Below are 24255 nucleotides of genomic sequence, written 5' to 3' on the forward strand. Positions count from 1 at the left end.
GCAAAGCGGATGCATCGGGCAGCGTTCCGTCAGCGTGTGGCAGTAGGGTGTGATCATGCGCAGGATCGCCGTTGTCCCTGGATCATTTGACCCCGTTACCCTGGGCCACCTGGACGTGATCGATCGCGCGGCCGGCCTGTTTGACGAGCTTCATGTTCTCGTGGTGCACAACCCCGACAAATCGGCCCTCTTACCCATCAGTCAGCGCGTCTCGCTGCTGGAACAGGCCATTACAGAGGCCGGGCTGCCGACCAATATCGTGGTCGCCAGCTGGAGCATGGGATTGCTCGTGGACTACTGTATGGACGTCGGTGCGAGCGTGCTGGTCAAGGGCATCCGCTCGCAGGTCGATGTCGCCTATGAGACGCCGATGGCGATCGTTAATCGCAATCTGGCCGCGGTCGAGACAGTCTTTTTGCTGCCCGATCCGGCCAACGCCCATGTCTCCAGCTCTCTGGTGCGCCAGGTCGCCGGCCTGGGCGGCGACGTCTCGCCGTACGTGCCGCGAGCCGTTGCGCAGTATCTGGAGCGGTCGCGGGTATGAACCTCGAACCGACTCGCTCCTCCCCGCCGGCACAGGAAGTTTCGGCCGGCAACCTGCGCGAGTTGCAAGATGCGGGGCGCGCGATCATGCAAAACGTCGAGACGGTCATTGATGGCAAGCACGAGGCCGTGCAGATCGCGCTGACTGTTCTGCTGGCCGAGGGTCACCTGCTCATCGAGGACGTTCCCGGTGTCGGCAAGACCATGCTGGCCAAGGCGCTCGCCCGCTCCGTAAACTGCACGGTCGGGCGAATTCAATTCACCCCCGACCTGCTGCCATCCGACGTGACCGGGGTGTCCGTGTTCAATCAGGCCGAACGCCGCTTCGAGTTTAAACCGGGCCCGGTCTTCGCCAACATCGTCATCGGTGATGAGATCAACCGGGCGAGCCCGAAAACCCAGTCGGCGCTTCTGGAATCGATGGAGGAGCGCCAGGTCACCGTTGACGGCACCACCTACCCACTGGCCCTGCCATTCACGGTTATCGCTACTCAAAACCCGATCGAGATGGAGGGAACCTACGCCCTCCCTGAGGCGCAACGGGACCGGTTTATGGCGCGCATCTCCATGGGCTACCCCGACTCCGACTCGGAGCTTGCGATGCTCGATTCGCGCGACACCAACAGCCCTCTCGCACTGATCTCGGCCGTGGTATCGGAGGAGACCCTGCGTGACATGATGCACACAGCACGAGCAGTTTTCGCCTCCGGGGCGGTCAAGGAGTACGCAGTCAACTTGGTGCGCGCCACCCGAGACGATCGTGACCTGCGTCTCGGTGCCAGCCCGAGAGCGACGCTGCAACTCATCCGTGCTGCGAAAGCCCAGGCGGCATTGAACGGTCGGGACTACGTGCTGCCCGACGATATCGACTCGCTCGCCGTGGCCGTTCTCGGCCATCGGCTGGTCCCCACCAGCAGGGCGTTGGGTCACCACCACCAGGACAGCGGCCCGGTGATTGACGACATCGTGCGTCGAATTCTCGCTGAAACGCCAGTACCGGTCGGCGTCGCGGCATCCGATCGGTTTCCATCGAAGCCGTTCGAATCGGCGGCGTCCCCACCGGCGCCGTCCGTGCACGCCGTTTCGACGCGGCCCGTTGGTTCTACCGGGGCGTCGTAGTCATGGCCTCTGGGGTGAGAGAACCTGGGCCGGTGAATGCCGACTGGTTTACGCGGCTGGCGGCCCGATTCGCCACGCGTCTCACCCTGCGCGGCTGGGTTATTCTGGCGGCCGGAGTTGTGCTGTTCGCCAACGCTGTGCTGGTCAACAGCCGTGACCTGATGTTCGTGGCCAGCCTCTTGATCATGGCGCCGCTCATAGCGGCCGGTTACGTTTTGCTCCGCCCCGCCCGAGTCGAAGTGAGCAGGGTCTTTCGGCCGCCGATCGTGTCGGTCGGCGGTGAGAGTGTGATCTCCCTGCAATTGCGCAACCTCGCGGCGACACCGCTCAGCGGTGCCTGGTGGGCCGACACCCCGTCACCGGGCGTTGAGACGCCGGCCGCGGCCACCCTTCCCCTGGTTAGCCGGAACGGCGCGACCGGCGACACAGTGCGCCTGGAATACTCCGTGGTGCCGCGAAACCGTGGCGTCTACGATGTCGGCCCGCTCCGTGTGTCACGTCAAGACCCGTTCGGCCTCGCGCACAGCGACCGACATGCTGGTTCGCCCCACGACTTGATAGTGACACCGCGCGTGACGCCGCTGCCGGGCAGCGGCGTCGCCCGGTCCAGCAACGACGGCTCGATTCGAGAGCTGTTGCGCCAGGCCACTCCTACCTCCGACGAACTTATCGCCCGCGAATACCGCCCGGGCGACGCCCTGCGCCGAGTGAACTGGCCGGCGACCGCCCGGCAAGGGGAAATCATGGTGCGGCAGGAAGAGCAGCGCAGCAATCCGGAGGCCCGCATCGTACTCGACACGACCTTGACCGGCGCGGCGGGGCTCGGCGCCGGGCATGTTCCACCGCATCTTGTGGCCGGTTTTGAACTCGCGATCGAGCTGGCGGCATCCGTTGGTGTGCATCTGCTCGACGCTGGGTACCGCCTCGAGGTGATCGAGTTGGGCGCCAGCCAACTGCTGCCGGGCGACCAACAGACCCTGGGTGGGATGCACGGCGACGTGCCCGCCACTTTTCGTGCCCCCGGCGGTGATCGCGCCCTGCTGGAGGCCCTCGCCAGTGTGGTTCCGGTGCCGTGGCCTGCCCGCGGCGCGCGACTGTCCGCCAAGCGCCGAGCCCCGGTGCGTGCCGCCTTGCGAAACGCGCAGCTATCACTTCCGACATTCGCGATGCTCGTGACCGTGTCCGATGCAGATGTCGACGACCTCGTCGCCCTCGTGCGTCACTGTGAGCCCGCCATAGCGTTCGTGCAACGCACCGTCAGCGGTGTGGCCCGCGAACGTCTGCGGGACGCCGGCTGGCGCTGTCTGGAGCTTGCCGCGGCCGATGACCTGGAAGACGTGTGGAACGACGTGAGCGGTGAGCGAGGAGCCGACCATGACTAGTTTGGTCACCAAACCGACTCCGACTACAGTTTTGCTCGCGAAGGCGCGCGCGGTGCGCCCGCCTCGGAGGCCCCGCGGTCGCCGCGGCGGGCTCAAGGTCGCGGCCTGGCCGCTCGCACTCAGCCTGCTGTTTCTGCTGCTCGTTTGCTGTGCGGCGCTCGGACCTCTGCTGCGCGGCAACGCCTGGTGGTGGGTCTGTGCGGCGGTCGGGTGCGCGGTATTGCTGGGCGCGGCTGCGTTTCGCCGTCTCGGCTTTCCGCGCCCGATTGTTCCGGTGGCGAACATTGCGGTGCTCGTCGGCATGATGACATTGCTGTTCGGCGGCGGGACCGGCCTGTTCTGGCTCATTCCGACCCCGCAAACCGTCGGCATTTTCACCGGGCTGATCGAGGCCGGAGGGGCCTCGATCGTGCAGCAGAGCACGCCGGCCGAGGTGACGTTAGGCATCCTCTTTCTGCTGGCCGGCGGCACTGGACTGATCGCGATTCTCATGGATTTGCTGGCAGTGACTCTGCGCTGGCCCGCCATCGGTGCAGCGGGCGCACTCGTGCCGCTCCTCGTACCGGGATTCATCATCGACGACGGGGCTAATATTGCCGCGCTCTTGGCGGCGGCAGTTGCCTTTCTGTTGCTGTTACGCGTCGATGTTTCTGGTCGTCGCGCCCAGGCGACAACGCATCTTGCGACCGGGTCGCGCGTGCCTCGGACGTACCGATCGGAGCGGCCGCGCGACCGTGGGCCGATCGGCGGCGCACTCCTGGTGGGATCCGTGACTATCGTGGGCGCCCTGATTCTGAGTACGGTTGCCCCGGCCTTTTCTGCCGGGGGGCTCGTGACGGCCCGGCCCGATGGACTGTTGTTCGGCAGTGGGGTGAGCCCCATGATCGATCTCGGACAAGACCTGCGTCGGCCCAAGGCCGGGCCGGCGTTCCACTACACCTCGACCGCCACAGAGCAGCCCTATTTCACTCTGCTCACCCTGGACGAGGTCATCGAGTTGACCTGGACGGCACGTGTCGTTGGGGCAGACGTGCGCAATACCGTCGACGCTATTCCGAAGCCATTCGGACTTGGGGCCAATGTGGAAACAGTGGAAGCGTCGACGTCGGTCGTCATCGACGGCGTCAACAGCCAATGGTTACCCGCGCCGGCGCGGGCAAGCAGCATCGAGGGTCTGACCGGTCGCTGGTATTGGGATAGCCGTACCCGGGCGATCACGAGTGTCTCGGACAACACCCTCGGCCAGGAATACACGGTGTCGTCATTGGAACTGAAGCCCACCGCCGAGCAACTGCGACAGTCGAGCACCGACTATTCCGCGAGCGTCAGGGGCAATCTGCAACTCCCGGAGGGGCTGCCGCAGATCATCGGGGAGACAGCCCGAGAGGTGACGGCGGACACGACGTCGAACTATGACGCTGCGGTAGCAATCCAGAACTATTTACGAAGCAGCGCCTTCACCTACGACACTGAGGCGCCCGTTGAAGACGGTTACGACGGTGGCGGAGTGGGGGTTATCGGGATGTTCCTCCAAGAAAAACGCGGTTATTGCGTGCATTTCGCCTCCACCATGGCCGCGATGGCACGCACCCTCGGTATCCCTTCACGGGTGTCCCTCGGCTACCTGCCCGGGGTTAAATCGCAGGATCGCGAGCAGGGATTGGGGCAGTACATCGTGGACTCCCATGACCTGCACGCCTGGCCGGAGTTGTACTTCGTCGGCATCGGCTGGGTGAAATTCGAGCCGACGCCCGGCCGTGGCACTGTACCCAACTACGAGCGGGCAGTTGTGGCCGACACGCCGACCACAACTCCAGGGGAGGCCGGCGCCACGAGTGCTCCCGCCCTCAGCGCGGACCGGTTAGCGGACGATTCCGCCCTGGAACGCGGGGCCGCAACGCAAAGCGTTGAGTCTAGCAACCTGCTCGGAATTCTCGGACTCAGCACACTGGGACTGCTCGTATTACTCCTGCCGGCGGCCCTCAGACGGATGTTGCGTGGTTCGCGGGTGCGTCGCATCCGCTCCGGAAGAGCCGGGGCAGGGCTAGCCTGGACCGAGCTGCAATACACCAGCCTCGATCACGGCATACCGGTGCCTGTCACAGAAACTCCCCGGGCCTTCGCGGGCCGCCTCGAACGCCTCCGAGCCGTCGACCCCGCGGTGACGGAAGCACTCGAACGGGTGCTTCTGGCTCTCGAACGCTCGCGGTTCGATCGGTCGCAGGCGTCGTCAGGAACCCTCGCCGACGACCTGACCTTGGCCCTCCGCGGGGTGTACGGCGGTGCGAGTGCCGGCATCCGGTTGCGGGCAATTTTCGCTCCTGCCTCACTGTTCGCCACTCTGGCTGCGGTGCTGCGCGGAGAGCGACGGGCCCGTACGATCGCCCCCTGAACGGAGCACTCACCCAGAACGCGTACAATTTATGACCGTGACTAAGTTCAAGAAGACTCCGTATACGGTCGACGTGCGTGACCTCATCAACCGCCCGGGTACCATGCACGAACGCCACCTCGACATTGTGGTTCCCGACGATCTCGGTGCTGGCCTCGTAGCGGTGAAAGCCGGTTCGATTCTGTCGACCGAGCTGCGGCTCGAGGCAATGCACGAAGGAATCCTGGTCAGCATCGAGGTGTATGGGCGTGCACTCGGCGAGTGCGGCCGGTGCCTGAAAGACATCGACCTGCCGGTTCGAGTTCAGTTTGCCGAGCTTTTCGGTTATCCTCAGGAGGAAGCCTTCGAGTTTGAGATTCTAGACGACAATGTCGATTTGGAATCTTTGATCCGGGACGCGGTAGTGTTAGCACTTCCGTTCCAGCCGGTATGTCGGCGGGATTGCCCAGGTCTTGACAGTGAGACCGGACAACCGCTTGCCGAACTGCCCGAACTCGTTTCCGACGAGAGCTACGATCCCCGGTGGTCAGCGCTTGCGGGGTTTACGGCTTCCACAGACAAAGACATGGGTGCGGACATCCATGTTTCAGACAGCAGAGAAGAGAAGTAGTCATGGCAGTTCCGAAGCGCAAGATGTCGCGTTCCAACACCCACTCGCGTCGCGCGCAGTGGAAGGCCACGCCTCCCACCCTCGTGAAGACCATGGAGGGCGGCAAGGTTGTTTACAGCCTGCCGCACCGCGCCAAGGTCGTCACCGACTCCGCCGGCACCCCGTTGTTCATGGAATACAAGGGCCGTAAAGTCGCCGACATCTAAGTCACCCCTTCTGAAGAGACCGGAACGCGGTCGATGAAGACAGACAGATGAAGAGTGTGAGTGCCGAGCGGTCGCCCCTGTTGGCGACCCTCGGAGTGCAGATTGAACCGGTGATTCTGGAGCTCGCTCTGACCCACCGGTCTTTTGCGTACGAAAACGGTGGTATTCCTACGAATGAGCGTCTCGAATTTCTGGGCGACTCGATTCTGGGCCAGGCCGTCACGGTGATGCTCTACCGCACCTACCCCGACCTCGACGAAGGTCATCTGGCCAAACGCCGGGCCAGCCTGGTCTCCACGGCCGCCCTCGCGCAGATCGCCCGCGGTCTCGGGCTGGGCGATTACATTCGCCTTGGTCGCGGTGAGATTCTCACCGGCGGGCGCGATAAGGCGTCGATTCTGGCAGATACCGTTGAGGCGCTCATCGGGGCAACTTTTCTGGATGCCGGTGGCGAAGTCGCCACCGCGTTCGTGCTACGCCTGATCGAGCCCCTGTTGGCTGAACCCGGCCACTTTGGTGTGTCGATGGACCCGAAAACGAGCCTGCAAGAGCTCGCTGCGAACATTGGCGTGGAGGTTCCCGTTTACACGCTTGAATCGAGCGGCCCTGATCACTCGAAGATTTTCGTCGCGACCGTAGCGATCGGTTCCGCCGTGACTGCCCAGGGCGTCGGACCGAGCAAGAAGTTCGCTGAAATGGCCGCGGCACGCGAGGCCATCGACCAGCTCAGCGCGCTCTAAAGTCGCACGAAATGCCCGAACTGCCCGAGGTTGAAGTCGTGCGTTCCGGTCTCCAACCGGCCGTCACCGATGCTGTAGTCACCGGGGTCGAGGTCTTCGACGAACGTTCCCTGCGCCGACACGCTCCTGCGGGCGGGGCGTTCGCTGAGCAGCTCGTTGGGCGGCGAATTCTTGCAGCGGTGCGCCGCGGCAAGTTTCTATGGCTGCCGCTTGACAGCGGCCAGGCACTCGTCATTCACCTCGGTATGAGCGGCCAGGTGCTGCTGCGGGCTCCGGGGGCGGCCGACGATCGCATGTTGCGCATCCGCTTGACGCTGGAACAGCCGACCCACGGCGAACTGTGGGTCAATTTCGTCGACCAGCGCATTTTTGGAAGCATGGCCGTGGACACCATGATCGCCACCAGCGACGGGCTGCCGGGCGGCTATTCCGGCATGGCCACAGCGGATGCCGTCTGGCAGGACCGCATTCCCGGACAGGTTGCGCACATTGCCCGCGACCCGATCGACCCGTCGTTCTCGCCCCGCGCCTTCTTCACCGCACTCGCACGGAAGAACACCGGCATTAAGCGGGCGCTGCTCGATCAAAACCTGATTAGCGGCATCGGCAATATCTACGCGGACGAAGCGCTGTTCGCCGCGCGGATCCACTATGAGCAGCCCGCCGCGTCGCTGTCGCGCGCCAAGACGACAACGCTGCTCGCGGCCATGCGCACCATTTTGCACCGCGCTCTGGCCGAGGGCGGCACCAGCTTCGACGCGCAGTATGTGAACGTGAACGGGCAGTCCGGCTACTTTGCCCACAGCCTCGAAGCCTACGGACGGCAGGGAAACCCGTGCTCCCGCTGCGGCACCCTGATCGTTCGCGAACAGTTCATGAACCGCGGCTCGCACTTCTGCCCACGCTGCCAGCGCCTGCGTTAGCGGCTGGACGGTGTGGCGGGGGCATCAGGCCAGGGCCGCCTGCATACGCCGCCGCAGTGCCCAGCGCACGACCAGGCCAAGAACCATCACGACGACTGCGGGGATCAGGAGCGAGGCCGATCCGCCCTTCACACCCAGCGCGCTGACGAATACCTGCGCACCATAGTCGAGCATCTCGGCCGGGTAGGCGGCAAGGACACGAGTTCCCGCGGCTGCGCTCACGGCTGTGAACAGCGTCGGTCCGATCCAGAGGGCAAGAAAACTGACGATCGCCCCGGTCACCCGACCAATCGTTGCCAAGCCACACCAGGCCACGGCGAGCCCCACTATCACGGCCGAAACCCACCGGGCTGCGCCCAGCAGAGTCCTGGTCGTTTCGGTTGTCTCAAAGCTGAGCGGATGCGCGATGAGTCCGTTGACCCAGGCGCTCAAGGCCACGGCGGCCAGGCTCACGGCCACCACCGCGCCAGCGGCAGGCGCTCGGGCGATGAGCACAAGAATGAGTAGTCCGATCAGGCTGGCCGCCAGTGTTCCGGCGGTCAGAACGAACAGGTACACCTTCGCGGCCGGACTCTCCACGAGTCCGGTGGCGACGGTGACGGCGGTCTGCGTGATGGCAATGACCTGCACGAGCAGCACTCCGACAATGATCGCGGCGAGAGCGAATCGGGGGTGCTGCGCGCGCGTCACCCGGGCGAGGCCGCCGGCGAGCGCTGACCCGGTCACGACCACAGCGACGATGAGGATGATCGTGTACTGGCTGAATGGCAGCAGGACGATCGGCATGTCTTCTGCCCGGGAGGTCACCGCCCACAGATTCTGCAGCGGAAGGCGCATCCCGGTGACCAGCCAAGGCAATAGCCCGACGATCGCCGCGAGCATCCCCGCGACCAGATACAACAATGGACCAATCACTTTCATCTGGGTAAGTGCAACCACCAGAACCCCCTCAGTCTGAAACCGCAAGGCTAGCAGTACCTCGAAGAGGGGCCTCGATGATTTCGACCCGCTAATCAGAACAGAGCGAGAATTCATGACTCATGATTAGACAGCAGGTGGCACGAAGCGTTTCCAGGCACCCTCGGAGCCCATCGGCACGAAGCCGAGCGCCTCGTTGACCTCGAGCATGTGGCGGTTCTCCTCGGCGTTGAGGGTCGTGACCGGCGGATGCCCCGGGCTGTCCTGCGCGAGGAACTCCAGATTTGCGGTCTTCAGCAACATGCCCAGGCGGTGCCCACGGTGCTCCCGCAGCACGAGCGTATCTTCCTGACCAACTGACCTCTCGCGTTCTGCCAGCACCGACAGCTGGGTAAAGGCCACGAGATGAGCGCTCGGCTCGTGCAGTGCGGTCGCAGTGAGCATGCGCCGCGGACTGGCAGCTCCGGAGGCCTCTTCAGCCGCTCGGCGGTCCAGACGTCTTCCGGCTCCTCGAGGCCGACCGTTGGGGCATCGGTGCTCATGCGGGTAAAGAAGAGTGCGACGTCGGCGGGCAGCGAAAGTCAGCTACCGCGCTCCAGCTGCTCGAGGCGGTAGCCGTGGGCGAGCAGAAACCGCACCTCGGGCTTGTCGCGCGGAACCGAACCAAAACCGGTCGGGGCGGCCAAACGATTGCCAGCGGCTTCCGCCGACACCGTGTAGACAATGAGTTCCTGCCGGTTTTCGGTCGTCCCAGGAGGGCCAGCCGGGCGCACGTGCGGTCGCGGGAATGACGAGTTCGTCGATCGAGAAGTCGCTCATGCTTCGGAGAATACTCCGTGGGGCTGGTCCCGTGCATGTTGGCGGACACTTTCACTCACGCCTGTGCGGCAGCCAGTAATCGACCCGGCGGCGGTTACGTTCAGGAGGAGACGGTGACGGGGATTCACTACGGGAGGCGTCGCGTAGCGCCACGACCTATTCCGTGGGATCGATTTGCTCACCGGTAGGGGGAGGCGCGTCGAATCGTGCCCCGCCGACGAGCACAATTGTGGCACCCACTGCCACTCCCGTTTCGGCGAGCACGGCACCAACACCCAGCCCGGCCACCGCCACGCCCAGCGCTGCCACAGCGAGCATCACTGTAAAGGAAAGCGGCAAGGCAAGAACGCAGCAGATGTCCGGCGCCCGCGAGTGCATCGGCCAGGAGGATGCCCCAGATGGACGTGGAGAAGAGCAGAAAACAGGTGGCCGAGAACATGATGGTGAGCGAGCCCAAGGTCATCAATCGTTTCTCGCCCAGCCGGACTAAATAGGTGAAGATGTGAACAGTCAGCGAGTGAACGAGAACACCGATCGTAGAACGTCGGCCGATCCCGCTTGTCACCCCTGAAGGGTTCGGCCGGAGATTACCTTTAACGCGGCGTCGCGTGCCATGATCACGTGGGCGAACGCCAAGTCCCGTGACTGTTGAATATTTCCGGAGGCCACCATTTCACAGATGGCCCGGTGGTCTGCCAAGGCAGCCTCGCGGCGTTCTTGGGTCTGGTTGGTGAAACGTCGGTAACGTTCCATGTGACTGGCGATCTGGTTATGCAGCTTAAAGGCCCAAGAATTGTCGGCAATGTCCATGATGGCGTGATGCAGGCTGCTTCCCAAAATGATCGCTTCGTCTTCGAAATTCACCATCGCCGCATTTCGTGCAACGATTCCGCGCATCTTTTGGATGTCGACTTCCGTGACCTTGGAAGCGGCCTCCTGAGCCGTGAGCCCTTCCAGGGCAGCTCTCACGTCATACAGTTCGGCGATGGTCTTCGCATCCATCATCGGTACGACAACTCCGCCGGTCGGTTGCTGTTCCAGCAAACTTTCACTGATTAGCCGCTTAATGGCTTCTCGGAGCGGGGTTCGACTCACTTCGAATTTATTGCTGAGCGTGGGTTCGTAGAGGCGTTCGCCCGGAGCTAACTCCAGATTGAGGATTTGACGCTTTAGCTCGGTATAGACGTAAGGGCTGCCTGACGGGCGCACCCCTGGTTCGCTCATGTGATCTTCCGGAAAATATTCTCTTGTAAAAATACTTGTATACAAGTCGACAAATTTATCTGGTTTTCGATCACAGCCCACTATCAAGCGAATGACCGTCAATAATGCGGCATGCGACGTGGAAGCAAACAAGTGGAGATCGATGACGATGTCACCCCAATTTGGAATTCGACGGGGCTCCCGTTGGGATCGGACTCACGCTCGGTCCGATCGGTCTGGAGTCGCAGAGCAGAGCCTCGCGTTTCGACTTTGGAATTCCGCGACTTCTCCACGGAATCGATACGGTCATCATCATCGTTGCCCTTTTCGCTTTGGGCGAGGTCATCTATCTTGCCGCCAAGATGCGCCAGGGCAAGCCGGCAGTTATCCCGGTGAGCCTCTGCGTCAAGCTGGACCTGAGCCAGTGCCGCCGTGAGCGACAGGCCCAACGTTAGAAAACTAGGTGCGGTCCGGCACCGTGCCGCCGAAGTCGTCGCCGATCAGTCTCGCAGCCTGCTGCAGCAGCGGAACGACCGTCGTCTCCACCATGTGCGGCGAGGCCCGGTAGGTCTGTAGCGACACGTTGACCGCGGCCACCACCCGGCCAGCGCTCCAGACCGGCACCGCGACCCCGCGTAGGCCGGCTTCGAGCTCTTCCGACACAATAGCCCACCCGTTCTGCGCCACTCGGGCGATCTCCGCGCGCAGCTCGTCCATCGTCGCGATCGATCGCTCGGTGAAGTGCTGCAGCGTTATCGAGTCGAAGTACGCCTCCTGCTCCATCGGTGCCAGCCCGGCGATGAGCACGCGTCCCATCGACGTGATCCACGCCGGAAACCGCGTACCCACATTGATCGACACGGCCAGCAGCCTCGGCGACGACACCCGCGCCACATACACAATGTCCGTCCCGTCGAGAATGCACAGCGATGTCGTCTCGCTCAGCTGCGTCGAGAGTGACTTCAGGTGCGGCTCGGCGATCTGCGGAAGGCTCAGCGCCGACAAAAAGGATGCGCCCAGATCAAGGCAGCGCGGGGTCAGTTCAAACTGCCCGCCGTCGGCCCGCAGATAGCCCAAGTCGGTCAGCGTCAGCAGGAAGCGGCGAGCGGATGCCCGACTCACGTCAACTTTGGTCGCCACCTGCGTCATCGTCAGCCGGGGCTGCTCGGTCGAAAAGGCCAGCAGCACGGCGAACGCCTTTTCGACCGACTTTACAAAATAGTCGGGATGATCGGTCATCATGGCCTCTCAGTGCCGGGTGCCGCGCAGATGCTGCGCTGCCAACCGCACCGGGGCATTCGGCGCTCCGTAACCGTCGTAGTCGCCGAGTCGCTGCACGACCTCGAAGAACAGGCTGCCGACCGTTTCGGTGTAGAAGTGCAGAAAGTGTCCGCGGTCGTCGCGATCAAACAACAGATCGAGTTCCTGCAGGGTGGCGAGAAACTCGGGATCGAGTTCGAACCGGGCATCGATGTCTTCGTAGTAGTTCGGCGGAACCGGCATGGAGTTTAGGCCGCGCTGCCGCGCCTGGCGCGCCACGGCCACCAGGTCGGTGCAGGCAAAGGCGATGTGCTGCGGGTAGGCCGCGGCCTGTTCTTCGGCCAGTGGTGCAATGTTCAGCGCCAGCCTCACCCGGCCATCCTCGGTGCGCACCACCTGGCTGCGCACAAGCCCGCTCGGTCCGGGAACGTCCATCGACGCCTGCGCGGCGAGCGACAGAGTGCTCTCATAGAACAAGACCGCTTCGTCAAAATGCTGCCAGGCCTGGGCGAGGTTCACGTGGTCGATGTGGGTGATGGTCTGAACCGTCGGTGCGGTTGGCTTTTCCCGGGCCACTGTGAATTCCTGCGTCCACGCGGCCGAGCCGTCCACGAGAAAGACCTCGGTGCCGTCGGGCGCGTAGAAGCCCTGGAGTACTTCTTCGCCGGCCTGATTGGGGCGCGGCACGGCGGTCGCCTTGAGAGCGAGCGCGCGCGCGGCGGCGGCGACGGCATCCGTCACGGTGAAACCGAGCGCAGCGATGCCGGGCTGCAGGTGCCGGGCCTGCTGCTCGCTGATGATGATGCGGGCCTCGCCCTGGCTCCACAGCTGCACCGGCTTGGTGCGGTGATGGCCGTCGAAGCTAAACCCGAGCTGAAACGCGAGGTTCTCGACGGCGCGGGTGTTCTCGGCTTTCACCTCGGCGAAGTCGAACCCGGTCGGGTCGTCGACGCGCGGAATGGTGGTGAGCTGCATGGGATAGCTCTCGACGCCCTGCTCGGCGAGCAGCAGGGAGGTGCGTTCCTCCAGCCAGATCAGCGAGCGCATCGCGTCGACGGCGGTGCGACGCTCGTCGCCCTGCCGAAACACGTCGTTGAACACTTCGAGTGATACCGGCCCGCGATACCCCGAACGCACGACGTGCGCGAGAAATGCTGGCAGGTCGAAGTCGCCCTCGCCCGGGAACACTCGGTGGTGTCTGCTCCAGCTGAGCACGTCCAAGCTCAGCAGCGGAGCATCCGCCAGCTGCACGAAGAAGATCTTCTCGGCGGCGATCGTCTCGATTGCGGCCGGGCTCCAGGCGCGCGACAGAATGTGAAAGCTGTCGAGGCAGGTGCCGATGGCTGCGTGGTCGGCGAGGTCCACGATGCGTTGCGCGCGCTCGAAATCGTTGACGTATTTGCCCCAGGCCAGTGCCTCGTAGGCCACCCTCACGCCGTGGTCGGCGGCGACGGCGCCGAGAAGCTGCAGCTGCGAAGCGGAGACCTCGTCGTTGTCGATGGTGGCGGTGCCCACGTTGCTGCACAGCAGCATGGTGTCGATGCCGAGCCGGTTCATGATCGTGAACTTCGACGCGGCCCGGCGCAGGTTGGCCGCGAGCAACGGTTCGCTCACCCCGTCAAAGTCGCGAAACGGCTGATATAGGTCGAGCGTGAGTCCCAAATCTGCGGCCAGCGAGCGGATGTCCTCCGGGCTCGACGGCGAGACCACCAGATCGGGCTCGAAGATCTCGACCCCGTCGAAACCGGCGAACGCACAGGCGCGCAGCTTGTCTTCGAGGGTGCCGCTCAGGCATACCGTGGCAATGGATGTCTTCATGTTTGTTCTCCTAAGAGGCAGCGAGCCGAACGGTGTCACCGGTGCGCGACGATTCGTAGATAGCCAGAATGATTTCGAGGGACTTGCGGGCTTCCCGCCCGGTGACGAGCGGTTCGCGGTCATCCAGCACCGCGCGTACAAAGTCCTCGATCTGCAGGCGGTGAAACGGCACCAGATTGGTGTGAATTTCGGCCAGCTCGGGGTCGGAGTTGATCTCAGGCGAGTACACCTGCCGATACTTATCCTCACCGGAAAGCGTCCAGATATCGTTCTGACCAGCAGTTCCCTCGGGAAATTCGGCCACACTCGCGGTGTGACCGGCGCGGTCGCTCACCAGAATCTGGGCACCGAGACCCGGAGCGAACGTGGTGCTCACCTGCAGGCTGGCCAGTGCGCCCGACGCGAATTCGATCGTTGCCACCGCGGTGTCTTCCACCTCGATGAACTCGCCGAGCTTGAGCGTGGCGATGCGGCCGTGCACCGCCACCGCCGGCCCCATATAGGAAGAGAGCAGGTCCACGTGGTGAATGGCCTGCGTCATCAAAGCCCCGCCCGCCTCGGTGTCCCAACGGCCCCGCCACGGTTCGGCGTAGTAGTCGGCGTCGCGGCCGAGCCGAACGATAACACTGCCGACGATCGGCTGGCCGAGCCGGCCGTCGGCCAGCGCCTGCGTGATGCGCTGGGCGGCGGGCCAGAATCGGCGCTGAAACAGCACCCCAAACTTCACTCCGGCCGCGTCGGTCGCGGCGATCATGCGGTCGGCCTCGTCGAGCGTCACGGCGATCGGCTTCTCGCACAGCACGTGCAGGCCCTGCCGAGCGGCAGCGAGCACGACGGATTCGTGTGCTGGGTGCGGAGTGCAGACCGTGACGGCGTCGAGACCGCTGCCGAGGAGCTCGTCGAGATCGGTGTAGCTGTGCGGCACACCAAATTTGCGGGCGAACTCGGCGGCACGCTCCGCGTCGCAATCGCACGCCCCGACGACCTCTACCTCGGGCAGATCGTTCAGGGCGGTGACGTGGTTGATGGCAATCTTTCCGCAGCCCACAATGCCGACGCGCAGCTTCATGGCAGTGCCCTGTCAGCGGATGCCGCGGCATCCGCTCGCCGCTGCGCCAGAATTTCGATACCGAACCCGTACCCGACGATTCCGGCGCCGGCTATGACAGCAACCGCAACGCCGGATATATAGGAGTGATTACGAAACTCGTCGCGGGCGTGCACGTTGCTCACGTGCACCTCGACCGTGGGCAGCTCCGATGCGGTGATGGCATCGCGCAGCGCGACCGAGGTGTGGGTGAGCCCGCCCGGGTTGATGACCAGGCCCACATTGTAGCCGCGGGCCGCGTGCAGCCGGTCGATCAGCACCCCCTCATGGTTGGACTGCAGGGTGTCGACCGCATAGCCCAGGCGCGCGGCGGTGGCTTCCACGAGCACGTTGGCGTCGGCGAGGGTCGCATAGCCGTAGTGGGCCGGCTCGCGGGTGCCGAGCATGTTGAGGTTCGGCCCGTTCAGAACCAGAATGCGGGGGAGAGTCATGAGTCACTTCCTTGTCGACGTTTAAGCGGATGCGGCTACTCGCCGGCAGCGTCGCGGATGCTCGTGTAGATTTCGAGCTGCTCGCCTTCGAGGTTGGCGGTGAAGTAGGCCTCGGCCTTCTCGATGAAGGCGTCGCGGTCAACGTCCTCGATGACCTCGGGGGTGCCGGCTTCCTTCCACTCGGCCACGATGGCTTCTTCCAAGTCGAGGGCGCAGGTGAGGTCGGTCGCGCGGGCATCAGCCACGGCAGTTTCGAGCGCGGTCTGCTGGTCGGCGCTCAGGCTGTCCCAGGCGTTGCCGCTCATCACGACAAGCTGGGATCCCACGGAGTGCTCGCTCAGGCTCACGTATTCCTGCACCTCGTTGAAGCTCATCTGGTCGATGCTCGCGATCGGGTTCTCCTGGCCGTCGACGATGCCCTGCTGCAGCGCGAGGTAGATCTCTTCGAAGGCCACGGCTACCGGGTCGGCGCCCATCGCGGCGGCGTTGGCTAGGTGCACGGGGCTGTCGGGAAAGCGCATGCGCAGGCCTTCGAGGTCGTCGGGAGTGCGGATGGGCACGTTGGCCGAGAAGGTGCGGTTGCCGAAGTACCAGACGTCGAGCAGGTGGGCGCCGGTGGCTTCGGTGAAGCCGGTCTTCACCGCGTCAGCCGCCGGGCTGTCGAACCAGTTGAACAGGTGATCGACGTCGTTGAAGACGTAGGCCATGTCCATCACGCCGATGGCGGGGTAGGTGGCGGCGATGCCTGATGATCCCTGCAGGTCGATGTCGATGTCGCCGCTGAGCACCGAGGTGAATCGGGCTGCGTCAGCACCGAGCTGGCTGGAGGGGAACAATTCAATGGTGATGCCGGCATCCGCTACCGATTCGGCGACGATATCGGCGCCGCACAGGTTGTGCGGGTGGTCAAGACCGTAGCTGTTTGCGAACGAGAGGGTGACCTTGTCGCCCGAGGCGCCAGCGCCAGCGTCGGTGCCGCTGCAGGCCGCGAGCAGGCCGATGGCGAGTGGGCCGGCGACGATGCCGGTGAGCAGGCGACGGGTGGTCGTTTTGCGAGTGGATGTCTTACGCATGCGTTTCTCCGATGGTAGATGCTGGTTAGAGCCCGAGCAGGGTGGGAACGATCGTGACGATCTGGGGAAAAAAAGTAAGCAGGCCAAGCACGGCGAGCAGCGGAACGAGAAAGGGGAGCACGCCGCGAAAGACCTCGTCGACGGGTCGGTTGGTGACCGAACTCATCACGTAGAGCACGCTGCCGACCGGGGGCGTCAGCAGGCCGATCATGAGGTTGACGATCATGACCACGCCGAAGTGAATCGGGTCGATGCCGTATTGCACGGCCACCGGCAGCAGCACCGGAACGGTGATGAGCAGCACGGCGGTGGCGTCGATGGCCATGCCGAGAATGATCAGAATCAAATTCACGAGCAGCAGAAACACGATGGGATTGTCGGTGAGCGAGGTGAGGCCATCGGCGACGGCCTGCGGGGCACGTTCGCGGGCGAGGATCCAGCCGAGCAGGGCGGCCGCGGCGAGAATCAGGGCGATGGCGCCGGTGACGGCGGCGGTCTCCTTGAGCGCGTCGATGATGGCTTTAAGGTTGAGCGTGCGATAGACCAGCCCGAGCACGATCATGTACGCTACACCGACCGCGGCGGCTTCGGTGGGGGTGAAGAACCCACCGAGAATACCGCCCAGAATGATGATGGGGGCGCCGATCGGGCCTATCACGCGCACGCTGGCCCGGCCGAGAACCGACCAGCTGAACCGGATGGTGGTGAGGTTGGGGTTTTTGCGCACCAAGATGAAGACCGTGACGACCAGCCCGAGGGCGATCAGCATGGCGGGCAGTACCGAACCCGCGAAGAGTGCTCCGGTTGAGACGGTGGCAACAGAGGCGTAGATGACGGCCGGAATGCTCGGCGGCATCACCGGTGCAATCAGCGAGGAGGCACTGGTGAGGCCGGCCGCGAATCGAAAGCTGTAGCCGCTGCGCACCATACCGGGCACCTGGAGTTTTCCGAGGGCGGCGGCGTCGGCGAGGGCCGATCCGCTCATCCAGGCGAATCCGACGCTCGTGCCGATGTTGACGTAGGCGAGGTTGCCCTTGATTCGGCCGAGTACGGCGAGGGCGAAGTCGAAGATGCGGTCGGCGATGCCGGCCCGGTTGGCGATACTGCCGAGCAGAATGAACAGGGGCACGGCGAGTAGCGGAAAGCTTGAGACGCCGTCGGCGGCGACGCGCAGGGCGAGGCCGGTGGAGTTTCCCTCGATGATCATGTAGGCGAGTGACGGGCCGAGAAAGGCGAACCCCACGGGTACCCGCAGCGCCAGCAGTATGGCGATGAGGGCAATTAGAATCCACAGGCTCATGCGAGTTCTCCTTCGAGGTCGGCTTCGGTGCTGTCGGCTTCGGATTCGGGCACGATGATGGCCCAGGCAGCGCGCAGCCCGGCCAGCGCGAATCCGACCAGGGGAAAGGCATAGAGGTAGGTCATCGGCATTTGCATGGCGGCCGATACCTGGCCGCTGGTTTCAGTGACGAGAGCCCAGCCTTCACGGATGAAGGCGAGGCAGATCAGCAGGACGACCACATTCGCGAAGCGCTTGACCCAGCGGCGGGCGCGCCGGTAAACGAAGCGGTCGATCACCTCGATGGTGATGTGTTGGCCCTGGCCCATGAGGTAGCCGCACATGATGAAAGTCACGGCGACCATGGAGTAGCGGGCGAGTTCACCCGACCACACCCATCCGCTCACTGGCAGGTAGCGCTGAAGGGCCTGCGCAAAGACGAGCAGCGCAATGACGGAGATGAGTATGGCGCCGATGGAGTGTTCGACGGCGGAGATCCACCGCAGCACGCGGGGTTGCCGCACGGCTTCTTGAGGGGTGTCTTCAGACATGTCGTTCCTTCTAAAGTTAGAAACCGGCGGCGATCATCGTGAGAAAGTGCGCGCGCATGCGTGGGGCATCCGCTGTCTGGCCGGTGATGAGTTCGAAGGCGTCGACGGCTTGGCCGACCGCCATGTGACCGCCGTCAAGAACGCGGCAGCCGACCGCCCGGGCGGCGATGATGAGGGCGGTGTCGATCGGGCGGTAGATGACGTCGGCGACCCAGAGTCGGGCGTCGAGCAGGTTCGCGTCGAGCGGCAGGCCGGGGTGCATGTGCATGCCGATCGGAGTCGCGTTCACGAGGCCGTCGGCGTTGTTAAGGGCTGAGGGCAGGTCGTTGGCAGTGATGGCCTCGATGGTGCGATCGGGGAACAGGGCGCGCAGGGCTCTAACGCGCTCACCGGCTCGTTCGTGGTCGACGTCGCTGATGCGCAGGGTACTGACGCCGCGGTGCAGCAGTGCGTACGCCACGGCGGAACCGGCACCGCCGGCGCCGAGCTGCACGACCGAGTCGAGGGTTGCGTCGGGCAGCCCTTCGGCCAGGCCGGAACTGAACCCCGAAAAGTCGGTGTTGAAGCCGAAGAAGCGGCCGTCGCGAATGAGTACGGTGTTGACCGCTCCGAGTTGGCGGGCATCGTCACTGATCTCGTCGAGGTGTTCGAGCACGAGCTGCTTGCACGGATGCGTGATGTTGAAGGCGTTGAAGCCGAGTTCGCGGGCATTGCGCAGCAGCTCGCCCACAGCTTCTGCCGGGCGATCGATGACGTCGAGATCGATCGGACGGTAGATGTAGCGCAGGCCCTGGTGATCGGCTTCAGTTTCGTGCATTCCCGCGGAGAGCGTGGGCGTGACGCCGGAGCCGATCAGCCCGACCATAAATGATTCTGCGGTGGAGCTCACAGAAATTTCCTCCCATCGACGTTGACAGATGTGTTTGGCGTACCCGGGGTGGTGGGCTTGCTGGTGGGCGGGGATGCCGCGCTGCTGTCGACCCTAGCCCATTGTGCTTATTACGCACAAGTGTGCGCAATGCGTACAGACTTATGGCGGATCGGGTGCGCAAGCCGGGCCTACGCTACGAACTGTGGGGCCGACGCGGCCGCGCAGATAGGACCGATGATGTCTCCAGCTCCCACCCTGACCCTCAACAACGGCGTGCAGATTCCCGCAATCGGCCTCGGCACCTGGCCCATGAACAATTCAGACACAGCGGATGCCGTCACTTCGGCCGCCGACGCCGGCTACCGGTTGTTCGACACCGCTGAGAACTACGAGAACGAGGTCGGAGTGGGGGAGGGCCTCCGTCGTACCGGATTGCCGCGCGAAGAAATCTTCGTGACCTCGAAGTTCAACAAGAAGTGGCACAGCTATGACGGCGTGCACCGGGCGTTTGAGGCGAGCACTGGGCGGCTCGGCCTGGAGGTCATCGACCTCTACTTAATTCACTGGCCGAACCCGGAGCAGAACGGCTATCTGGATGCGTTTCGAGGCCTTCGCGCGCTGCAGGAGTCGGGGCAGGTGCGGGCGATTGGTGTGTCGAACTTCTTGCCCGAGCATCTGCAGGAGCTCTTTGATGAGGGGCTCACGCCACAGGTCAACCAGACCCAGCTTGACCCAACGCACAACCGGGCTGACCTGCGTTCGTTGCACCGTTCGCGGGGCATCCTCACCGAGGCGTGGAGTCCGCTCGGTCGTGACGGCGGGCTGCTCGCCGAACCGGTGATCACGGCGATTGCTCTGGCGCACGCACGCAGGGCGTCGCAGGTCGTGCTGCGCTGGCACACCCAGAATGGGATCGTGCCCACGCCCAAGTCGGGCAATCCCCGGCGCCAGCTCGAGAACATCAGCATCTTCGACTTCGACCTGTCTTCGGCCGAGCTCGTGGCACTATCCGCCCTCGACGTCGGGGCCTCCCTGCGCTATGACGCCGTTGCCTTCGGGCACTAGGTCACGCCTGCTCGAGGCGATAACCGCGGGCGAGCGGAAATCGCACCTCGGGGTTGTCGCTCGGAACCGAACCGGGAATGACGAGTTCGTCGATCGAGAAGTCGCTCATGCTGCGCCAGAGTAGTCCGAGCGACCGAAGTGTGCACGCCACACTTCGCGATCAGCGGATGTCCCGGCCAGTGTCGGTGGGTCACGGTACCGTTGAATTAGCGTGGAGACGAGTACTGGTGGCCGACAACCGAAAGGGTTTCTGTTGTATTTGAAGAGCCTCACCCTCAAGGGCTTCAAATCGTTCGCGCAGCCGACGACGTTCGCTTTTGAGCCCGGCGTCACCTGCGTTGTGGGCCCGAACGGCTCGGGCAAGTCCAACGTCGTCGACGCCCTGGCCTGGGTAATGGGCGAGCAGGGCGTGAAAACCCTGCGCGGCGGCAAAATGGAAGACGTCATCTTCGCCGGCACGTCCACCCGTGGTCCGCTCGGCCGGGCCGAGGTTATTCTCACCATTGACAACACCGACGGCGCCCTGCCGATCGAGTACTCCGAAGTCACCATTTCGCGCACCCTGTTTCGCAATGGCGCGAGCGAGTACGCCATCAACGGGCGCACGTGCCGGCTGCTCGACGTGCAGGAACTGCTCAGCGACTCCGGCCTTGGCCGGGAGATGCACGTCATCGTTGGGCAGGGACAGCTCGACGCTGTGCTGCGCGCGAGCCCCGAGGAACGTCGAGGCTTCATCGAAGAGGCCGCCGGCATTCTCAAACACCGGCGCCGCAAAGAGAAGACTCTGCGCAAACTTGATGCGATGCAGACCAACCTCACGCGGCTGAGCGACCTTGCCGGGGAGATTCGGCGCCAACTCAAGCCGCTCGGACACCAGGCCGAAATCGCCCGGGAAGCGCAGACCATCGCTGCCGTCGTCCGCGACGCGCGCGCCCGCCTCCTCGCCGACGACGTCGTGGCGCTGCGTACCGCCCTCGACGCCTGTGACCGCACCGAGAGTGAACGGCACACCGAGCGGGTCGTGCTCCAGGAACAGCTCTCGCAGAAGCAGGGGCGAGTGCAGCGGCTTGAGCTCACCCAGGTCGGCGATGCCGTCGACCTGGCTCGCCGCACCAGCCACGAACTGGAGTCGGTGCAAGAACGCCTGCGTGGACTGTTCACCCTCGCCAATCAGCGACTTGCCCTGCTGGGTTCGCAGGCGGAGTCGACCGGACTCGTGTCGAGTGTCACCCCGACCGTGCTGGCCGAGGCCGCCGCCGAGGTTGAGCAGTTGCGTGCAGGCCTCGGGACGGCCCAAATCGCCTCAGACATCGGCCGGGAGCAGAGTGCGGCGGCCCGATCGCGGCTTGACGCGGTCGACGAAGACATTGCGGCTCAGGCAGCACTCGTCTCTCGGCACGACCTCGAAATATCGCACCTGACCGGGCAATCCGAGACAGCGACGTCGCGGCTTACTGCCGTGCACGGTGAGCAGTTGCGGCAGCAGAATGCTCGGGGTGACGCCGTGGACCGCAGTCGAAAAGCGCAGGAACAGCTCAACGAACTGCCAGCCGACGTGCCCGCTGGCGAACCCGACTCGGGCGAGCTCTCCGAGGCATTCGAACTCGCCCAGACCGCGGTGCAGCGCGTTGAGGCCGAGGTGGAGCACCTTCGTGATGACCTGCACCGGCTCGAGCGGGAACGCGACGCCCAGGCAGCCCGACAGGGCGCGTTTTCCCTCGCGCTCGATCAGAAGGACGGCTCGTCGGCGGTGCTCGCGGCGCAGCTAGCCGGCATTCGCGGCCTCGTGGCCGACCATGTGCGGGTGCAGCCGGGGTTCGAGACGGCGATCGCTGCCGCACTCGGTTCCCTCGCTGACGCCGTGCTTGCCGACAACCGCGAAGCCGCACTAGCCGCGATCACGCAGGCCGAACGCGACGATTATGGAAGGGTTGAACTGATCGTGGCTGATGCTGATGCTGATGCCGATAACCCTGCAGCGCCAGTTGATGAACTGGGCGCGCAGCCGGGCATCCGCTGGGCGAACTCGGTCATCGACGGCCCGGCCGGAGTACGTGGTCTGCTCGCCCAGACCGTCGTGGCCGACGATCTTGCCGTGGCCAGCACCATACAGCTGCCGAACGGCCTCACCGTTATTACCCTCGCCGGAGAGGTGCTGAGCCCGTGGGTCGTCCGCGGAGGGTCCGGCGCCAGGCAGAGCAGGCTCGAACTCGTCGCCGAACGCGATACCGCCGCCGAGAAACTGGCGGCCGTGACCGCGCAGATCGAACGTGTGCGGTTTGACTTCACCGAGCAGCGCACACTGTTGCAGGCGCACAAAGAGCAGTCCGTCCGTGCGCGGGCGGCCTTGCGCGCCTGTGAAACGCGGCTCGGCACCCTGACCGAACGGCGTGGGCGACTCTCGGTGCAGGCAGACGCGGCTACCGCCGACGTCGACCGAGTCTCCGCCGCGCTGCAGCTCGCAAGCAGCGCCGTCACCGAAGCGGAAGCCGTCGACGCACGGGCCGCAGCCACCCTCGCCACCGCCCGGTCACGGCCACGCCCCATGCTTGACGCGACCCTGCGCGACGCGCTCTACACCGAACTCGAGGCCGCCCGCGAGACCGAGGTCGAGACTCGGCTGCAGGTGGAAACCGCCCGCGAGCGGGTGCGCGCTGGCGAAGTGCACGTCACGAGCCTCACCCATCAGCTCGAGGCCGACCGCACGGCCGCCACCGCCGCAGCCCGTCGCGCCGTCGTTCGTCGTCGCCAAGTGGATGCCGCTTCCCGGGTCGCCACGGCACTGCCGGCCGTGCTCGCCGCGGCGGATCGCTCCGTCGCCGACGCGAGGCTTCAGCTGGCGAGCGCCGAAACCGAACGGGCCAGCCAGAACACCGAACTACAGCAGCTGCGTCGTGACGAGAACGCCCTGCGCGAGCGGCTCGCCTCGATCACTGAGAACGTACACGGCCTCGAACTCGAGATCTACGAGAAGAAACTGCACCTCTCGGCCCTGCTCGAACGCGCCGCAAGCGAACTAGGGCTGACAGAAGACGTGCTCGTTACCGAATATGGGCCCGATCAGGTCATTCCACCCGACGGCACAGGTATCGTCTCAAGCGCCCTGGACAGTGTTATGGGCGACAAAGGCGACGGTATCCGCTTCGATCGGGCCGAACAGCAGAAACGGTTCGCGGCGGCTGAACGCAAGCTCGGTCAGCTCGGCCGGGTGAACCCGCTCGCGCTCGAAGAATTCGCGGCACTCGAGCAACGGCACCGGTTTCTCACGGAGCAACTCACCGACCTCACGGAGACGCGCAGCGACCTGCTCACCATCATCGCCAACATCGACGAAAAGATGCAGACCATCTTCTCGTCTGCATTCGATGACACCCAGGCGGCCTTCGCCGAGGTATTTCCGGTGCTGTTTCCTGGCGGCAGCGGCAGCATCTGGCTCACCCACCCCGATGACTTGCTCACGACCGGCATCGAGGTGTCGGTGAAGCCGGCCGGTAAAAAGATCGAACGGCTGTCGTTGCTCTCCGGCGGCGAACGCTCGCTCGCCGCCGTGGCGCTCCTGATCGCCATTTTCAAGGCCCGCCCGAGCCCGTTCTACATCATGGACGAGGTTGAAGCTGCCCTTGATGATGCCAACCTCGGCCGACTACTGACCATCTTCGAAGACCTGCGCGAAACCAGCCAGCTCATTGTGATCACGCATCAAAAACGCACCATGGAAATAGCGGATGCCCTCTACGGTGTCAGCATGCGGCAAGACGGGGTGTCTGCGGTTATCGGCCAGCGCCTGGGGGACCGCTTGCGTGATCAAGCCGGTGAGCAGTCGGCAGGCCGGGTCGAAGTCAGGGTCCAGCAGACGGGCTGACATTTTGATCGGCGTCATGTTCAAGAATGCTGTAAGCCGGCAGAAAACAAGAGCGCCGTGACCCACTGTGCCACGGTACTCC

Annotated in this window: 24 protein-coding genes; 11 read left to right on the forward strand and 13 right to left on the reverse strand. The window is 64.3% G+C overall.

Annotated elements, in window-relative coordinates; all coding sequences use genetic code 11:
* The first annotated feature begins 55 nt into the window (after nt 1–55).
* The 8 genes from coaD (at nt 56) to mutM (ending at nt 7915) form a co-directional block, all read left to right on the forward strand.
* Nucleotides 56–544, forward strand: coding sequence for a pantetheine-phosphate adenylyltransferase (coaD, locus tag CXY70_RS06360; RefSeq protein WP_174844566.1), 489 nt, complete (start codon nt 56–58; stop codon nt 542–544).
* Nucleotides 541–1662, forward strand: coding sequence for a MoxR family ATPase (locus tag CXY70_RS06365; protein ID WP_104191550.1), 1122 nt, complete (start codon nt 541–543; stop codon nt 1660–1662). The genes coaD and CXY70_RS06365 overlap by 4 nt, the downstream gene beginning before the upstream one ends.
* A 32-nt stretch (nt 1663–1694) precedes the next feature.
* Nucleotides 1695–3044, forward strand: coding sequence for a DUF58 domain-containing protein (locus tag CXY70_RS06370; protein ID WP_158250927.1), 1350 nt, complete (start codon nt 1695–1697; stop codon nt 3042–3044).
* Entirely contained in the window at nt 3037–5436 is a 2400-nt protein-coding gene (locus tag CXY70_RS06375; protein ID WP_146066081.1) for a DUF3488 and transglutaminase-like domain-containing protein, read from the forward strand. Before CXY70_RS06370 ends, CXY70_RS06375 begins: the two co-directional genes overlap by 8 nt.
* 73 nt (nt 5437–5509) lie before the next feature.
* Nucleotides 5510–6046, forward strand: coding sequence for a DUF177 domain-containing protein (locus CXY70_RS06380; protein WP_233205779.1), 537 nt, complete (start codon nt 5510–5512; stop codon nt 6044–6046).
* 2 nt (nt 6047–6048) lie between these two features.
* The gene (gene rpmF, locus CXY70_RS06385; RefSeq protein WP_104191554.1) at nt 6049–6252 is read left to right on the forward strand and encodes a 50S ribosomal protein L32; all 204 of its coding nucleotides are present in this window, start codon (nt 6049–6051) and stop codon (nt 6250–6252) included.
* A gap of 47 nt (nt 6253–6299) precedes the next feature.
* Nucleotides 6300–6992, forward strand: a complete 693-nt coding sequence (rnc, locus tag CXY70_RS06390) for a ribonuclease III (RefSeq protein WP_104191555.1) — start codon at nt 6300–6302, stop codon at nt 6990–6992.
* An 11-nt stretch (nt 6993–7003) separates the two neighbouring features.
* A complete protein-coding gene (gene mutM / locus CXY70_RS06395; RefSeq protein WP_104191556.1) occupies nt 7004–7915 on the forward strand; it encodes a bifunctional DNA-formamidopyrimidine glycosylase/DNA-(apurinic or apyrimidinic site) lyase in 912 nt (303 codons plus the stop codon).
* A 24-nt stretch (nt 7916–7939) separates the two neighbouring features.
* On the opposite strand, the gene CXY70_RS06400 is transcribed toward mutM, so the two are convergent.
* The 5 genes from CXY70_RS06400 to CXY70_RS06415 form a co-directional block, all read right to left on the reverse strand.
* Complete coding sequence (locus CXY70_RS06400; protein ID WP_146066082.1) at nt 7940–8836, reverse strand: hypothetical protein; 897 nt, start codon at nt 8834–8836, stop codon at nt 7940–7942.
* Nucleotides 8837–8959: 123 nt separating this feature from the next.
* Nucleotides 8960–9277 carry a hypothetical protein gene (locus CXY70_RS06405; RefSeq protein ID WP_104191558.1) on the reverse strand — a complete coding sequence of 106 codons (318 nt, stop codon included), beginning with the start codon at nt 9275–9277 and terminating at the stop codon, nt 8960–8962.
* A 137-nt stretch (nt 9278–9414) separates the two neighbouring features.
* Nucleotides 9415–9606, reverse strand: a complete 192-nt coding sequence (locus tag CXY70_RS06410) for a hypothetical protein (protein ID WP_104191559.1) — start codon at nt 9604–9606, stop codon at nt 9415–9417.
* A 202-nt stretch (nt 9607–9808) separates the two neighbouring features.
* Complete coding sequence (locus CXY70_RS17765; protein WP_158250928.1) at nt 9809–9970, reverse strand: hypothetical protein; 162 nt, start codon at nt 9968–9970, stop codon at nt 9809–9811.
* A gap of 243 nt (nt 9971–10213) precedes the next feature.
* A complete protein-coding gene (locus tag CXY70_RS06415) occupies nt 10214–11008 on the reverse strand; it encodes a GntR family transcriptional regulator (protein ID WP_369852048.1) in 795 nt (264 codons plus the stop codon).
* 29 nt (nt 11009–11037) lie between these two features.
* On the opposite strand from CXY70_RS06415, the gene CXY70_RS06420 reads away from it, so the two are divergent.
* Nucleotides 11038–11310, forward strand: coding sequence for a tripartite tricarboxylate transporter permease (locus tag CXY70_RS06420; protein WP_104191561.1), 273 nt, complete (start codon nt 11038–11040; stop codon nt 11308–11310).
* Between the two features lie 4 nt (nt 11311–11314).
* Here the strand turns inward: CXY70_RS06420 and CXY70_RS06425 are convergent, their stop codons facing one another.
* The 8 genes from CXY70_RS06425 to CXY70_RS06460 are packed head-to-tail and all read right to left on the reverse strand — an operon-like array spanning nt 11315 to nt 19264.
* Entirely contained in the window at nt 11315–12097 is a 783-nt protein-coding gene (locus tag CXY70_RS06425) for an IclR family transcriptional regulator C-terminal domain-containing protein (RefSeq protein WP_369852052.1), read from the reverse strand.
* A gap of 6 nt (nt 12098–12103) precedes the next feature.
* Complete coding sequence (locus tag CXY70_RS06430) at nt 12104–13933, reverse strand: bifunctional sugar phosphate isomerase/epimerase/4-hydroxyphenylpyruvate dioxygenase family protein (protein ID WP_104191563.1); 1830 nt, start codon at nt 13931–13933, stop codon at nt 12104–12106.
* A 10-nt stretch (nt 13934–13943) separates the two neighbouring features.
* Nucleotides 13944–15002, reverse strand: coding sequence for a Gfo/Idh/MocA family protein (locus CXY70_RS06435; RefSeq protein ID WP_104191564.1), 1059 nt, complete (start codon nt 15000–15002; stop codon nt 13944–13946).
* Nucleotides 14999–15472, reverse strand: coding sequence for a type II 3-dehydroquinate dehydratase (aroQ, locus tag CXY70_RS06440; RefSeq protein ID WP_104191565.1), 474 nt, complete (start codon nt 15470–15472; stop codon nt 14999–15001). Before aroQ ends, CXY70_RS06435 begins: the two co-directional genes overlap by 4 nt.
* 35 nt (nt 15473–15507) lie before the next feature.
* Nucleotides 15508–16545 (reverse strand): DctP family TRAP transporter solute-binding subunit, encoded by a 1038-nt coding sequence (locus CXY70_RS06445; protein WP_199183385.1) that lies wholly within the window; start codon nt 16543–16545, stop codon nt 15508–15510.
* A gap of 25 nt (nt 16546–16570) precedes the next feature.
* Entirely contained in the window at nt 16571–17845 is a 1275-nt protein-coding gene (locus CXY70_RS06450) for a TRAP transporter large permease (protein WP_104191566.1), read from the reverse strand.
* Nucleotides 17842–18375, reverse strand: coding sequence for a TRAP transporter small permease (locus tag CXY70_RS06455; protein ID WP_104191567.1), 534 nt, complete (start codon nt 18373–18375; stop codon nt 17842–17844). Before CXY70_RS06455 ends, CXY70_RS06450 begins: the two co-directional genes overlap by 4 nt.
* A gap of 16 nt (nt 18376–18391) precedes the next feature.
* The gene (locus CXY70_RS06460) at nt 18392–19264 is read right to left on the reverse strand and encodes a shikimate dehydrogenase (RefSeq protein ID WP_104191568.1); all 873 of its coding nucleotides are present in this window, start codon (nt 19262–19264) and stop codon (nt 18392–18394) included.
* A gap of 216 nt (nt 19265–19480) precedes the next feature.
* Between CXY70_RS06460 and CXY70_RS06465 the strand changes: the two genes are divergently transcribed.
* Both CXY70_RS06465 and smc read left to right on the forward strand, forming a co-directional pair.
* On the forward strand, nt 19481–20311 hold the full coding sequence (locus tag CXY70_RS06465; protein ID WP_199183386.1) for an aldo/keto reductase: 831 nt from the start codon (nt 19481–19483) through the stop codon (nt 20309–20311).
* Nucleotides 20312–20564: 253 nt separating this feature from the next.
* Nucleotides 20565–24173 carry a chromosome segregation protein SMC gene (smc, locus tag CXY70_RS06470; RefSeq protein ID WP_104191569.1) on the forward strand — a complete coding sequence of 1203 codons (3609 nt, stop codon included), beginning with the start codon at nt 20565–20567 and terminating at the stop codon, nt 24171–24173.
* Nucleotides 24174–24255: the final 82 nt, after the last annotated feature.

The sequence above is a fragment of the Cryobacterium sp. Y82 genome, assembly GCF_002929495.1.
Lineage (GTDB): Bacteria > Actinomycetota > Actinomycetes > Actinomycetales > Microbacteriaceae > Cryobacterium > Cryobacterium serini.

What these genes read in the sequence shown, in the direction of transcription:
- coaD (WP_174844566.1), top strand. Translation starts at nt 56, where the DNA reads ATGCGCAGGATCGCCGTTGTCCCTGGATCATTTGACCCCGTTACCCTG.
- CXY70_RS06365 (WP_104191550.1), top strand. Translation starts at nt 541, where the DNA reads ATGAACCTCGAACCGACTCGCTCCTCCCCGCCGGCACAGGAAGTTTCG.
- CXY70_RS06375 (WP_146066081.1), top strand. Translation starts at nt 3,037, where the DNA reads ATGACTAGTTTGGTCACCAAACCGACTCCGACTACAGTTTTGCTCGCG.
- rpmF (WP_104191554.1), top strand. Translation starts at nt 6,049, where the DNA reads ATGGCAGTTCCGAAGCGCAAGATGTCGCGTTCCAACACCCACTCGCGT.
- rnc (WP_104191555.1), top strand. Translation starts at nt 6,300, where the DNA reads ATGAAGAGTGTGAGTGCCGAGCGGTCGCCCCTGTTGGCGACCCTCGGA.
- mutM (WP_104191556.1), top strand. Translation starts at nt 7,004, where the DNA reads ATGCCCGAACTGCCCGAGGTTGAAGTCGTGCGTTCCGGTCTCCAACCG.
- CXY70_RS06400 (WP_146066082.1), bottom strand. Translation starts at nt 8,836, where the DNA reads ATGAAAGTGATTGGTCCATTGTTGTATCTGGTCGCGGGGATGCTCGCG.
- CXY70_RS06405 (WP_104191558.1), bottom strand. Translation starts at nt 9,277, where the DNA reads ATGCTCACTGCGACCGCACTGCACGAGCCGAGCGCTCATCTCGTGGCC.
- CXY70_RS17765 (WP_158250928.1), bottom strand. Translation starts at nt 9,970, where the DNA reads ATGCTCGCTGTGGCAGCGCTGGGCGTGGCGGTGGCCGGGCTGGGTGTT.
- CXY70_RS06425 (WP_369852052.1), bottom strand. Translation starts at nt 12,097, where the DNA reads ATGATGACCGATCATCCCGACTATTTTGTAAAGTCGGTCGAAAAGGCG.
- CXY70_RS06430 (WP_104191563.1), bottom strand. Translation starts at nt 13,933, where the DNA reads ATGAAGACATCCATTGCCACGGTATGCCTGAGCGGCACCCTCGAAGAC.
- CXY70_RS06435 (WP_104191564.1), bottom strand. Translation starts at nt 15,002, where the DNA reads ATGAAGCTGCGCGTCGGCATTGTGGGCTGCGGAAAGATTGCCATCAAC.
- aroQ (WP_104191565.1), bottom strand. Translation starts at nt 15,472, where the DNA reads ATGACTCTCCCCCGCATTCTGGTTCTGAACGGGCCGAACCTCAACATG.
- CXY70_RS06445 (WP_199183385.1), bottom strand. Translation starts at nt 16,545, where the DNA reads ATGCGTAAGACATCCACTCGCAAAACGACCACCCGTCGCCTGCTCACC.
- CXY70_RS06450 (WP_104191566.1), bottom strand. Translation starts at nt 17,845, where the DNA reads ATGAGCCTGTGGATTCTAATTGCCCTCATCGCCATACTGCTGGCGCTG.
- CXY70_RS06455 (WP_104191567.1), bottom strand. Translation starts at nt 18,375, where the DNA reads ATGTCTGAAGACACCCCTCAAGAAGCCGTGCGGCAACCCCGCGTGCTG.
- CXY70_RS06465 (WP_199183386.1), top strand. Translation starts at nt 19,481, where the DNA reads ATGATGTCTCCAGCTCCCACCCTGACCCTCAACAACGGCGTGCAGATT.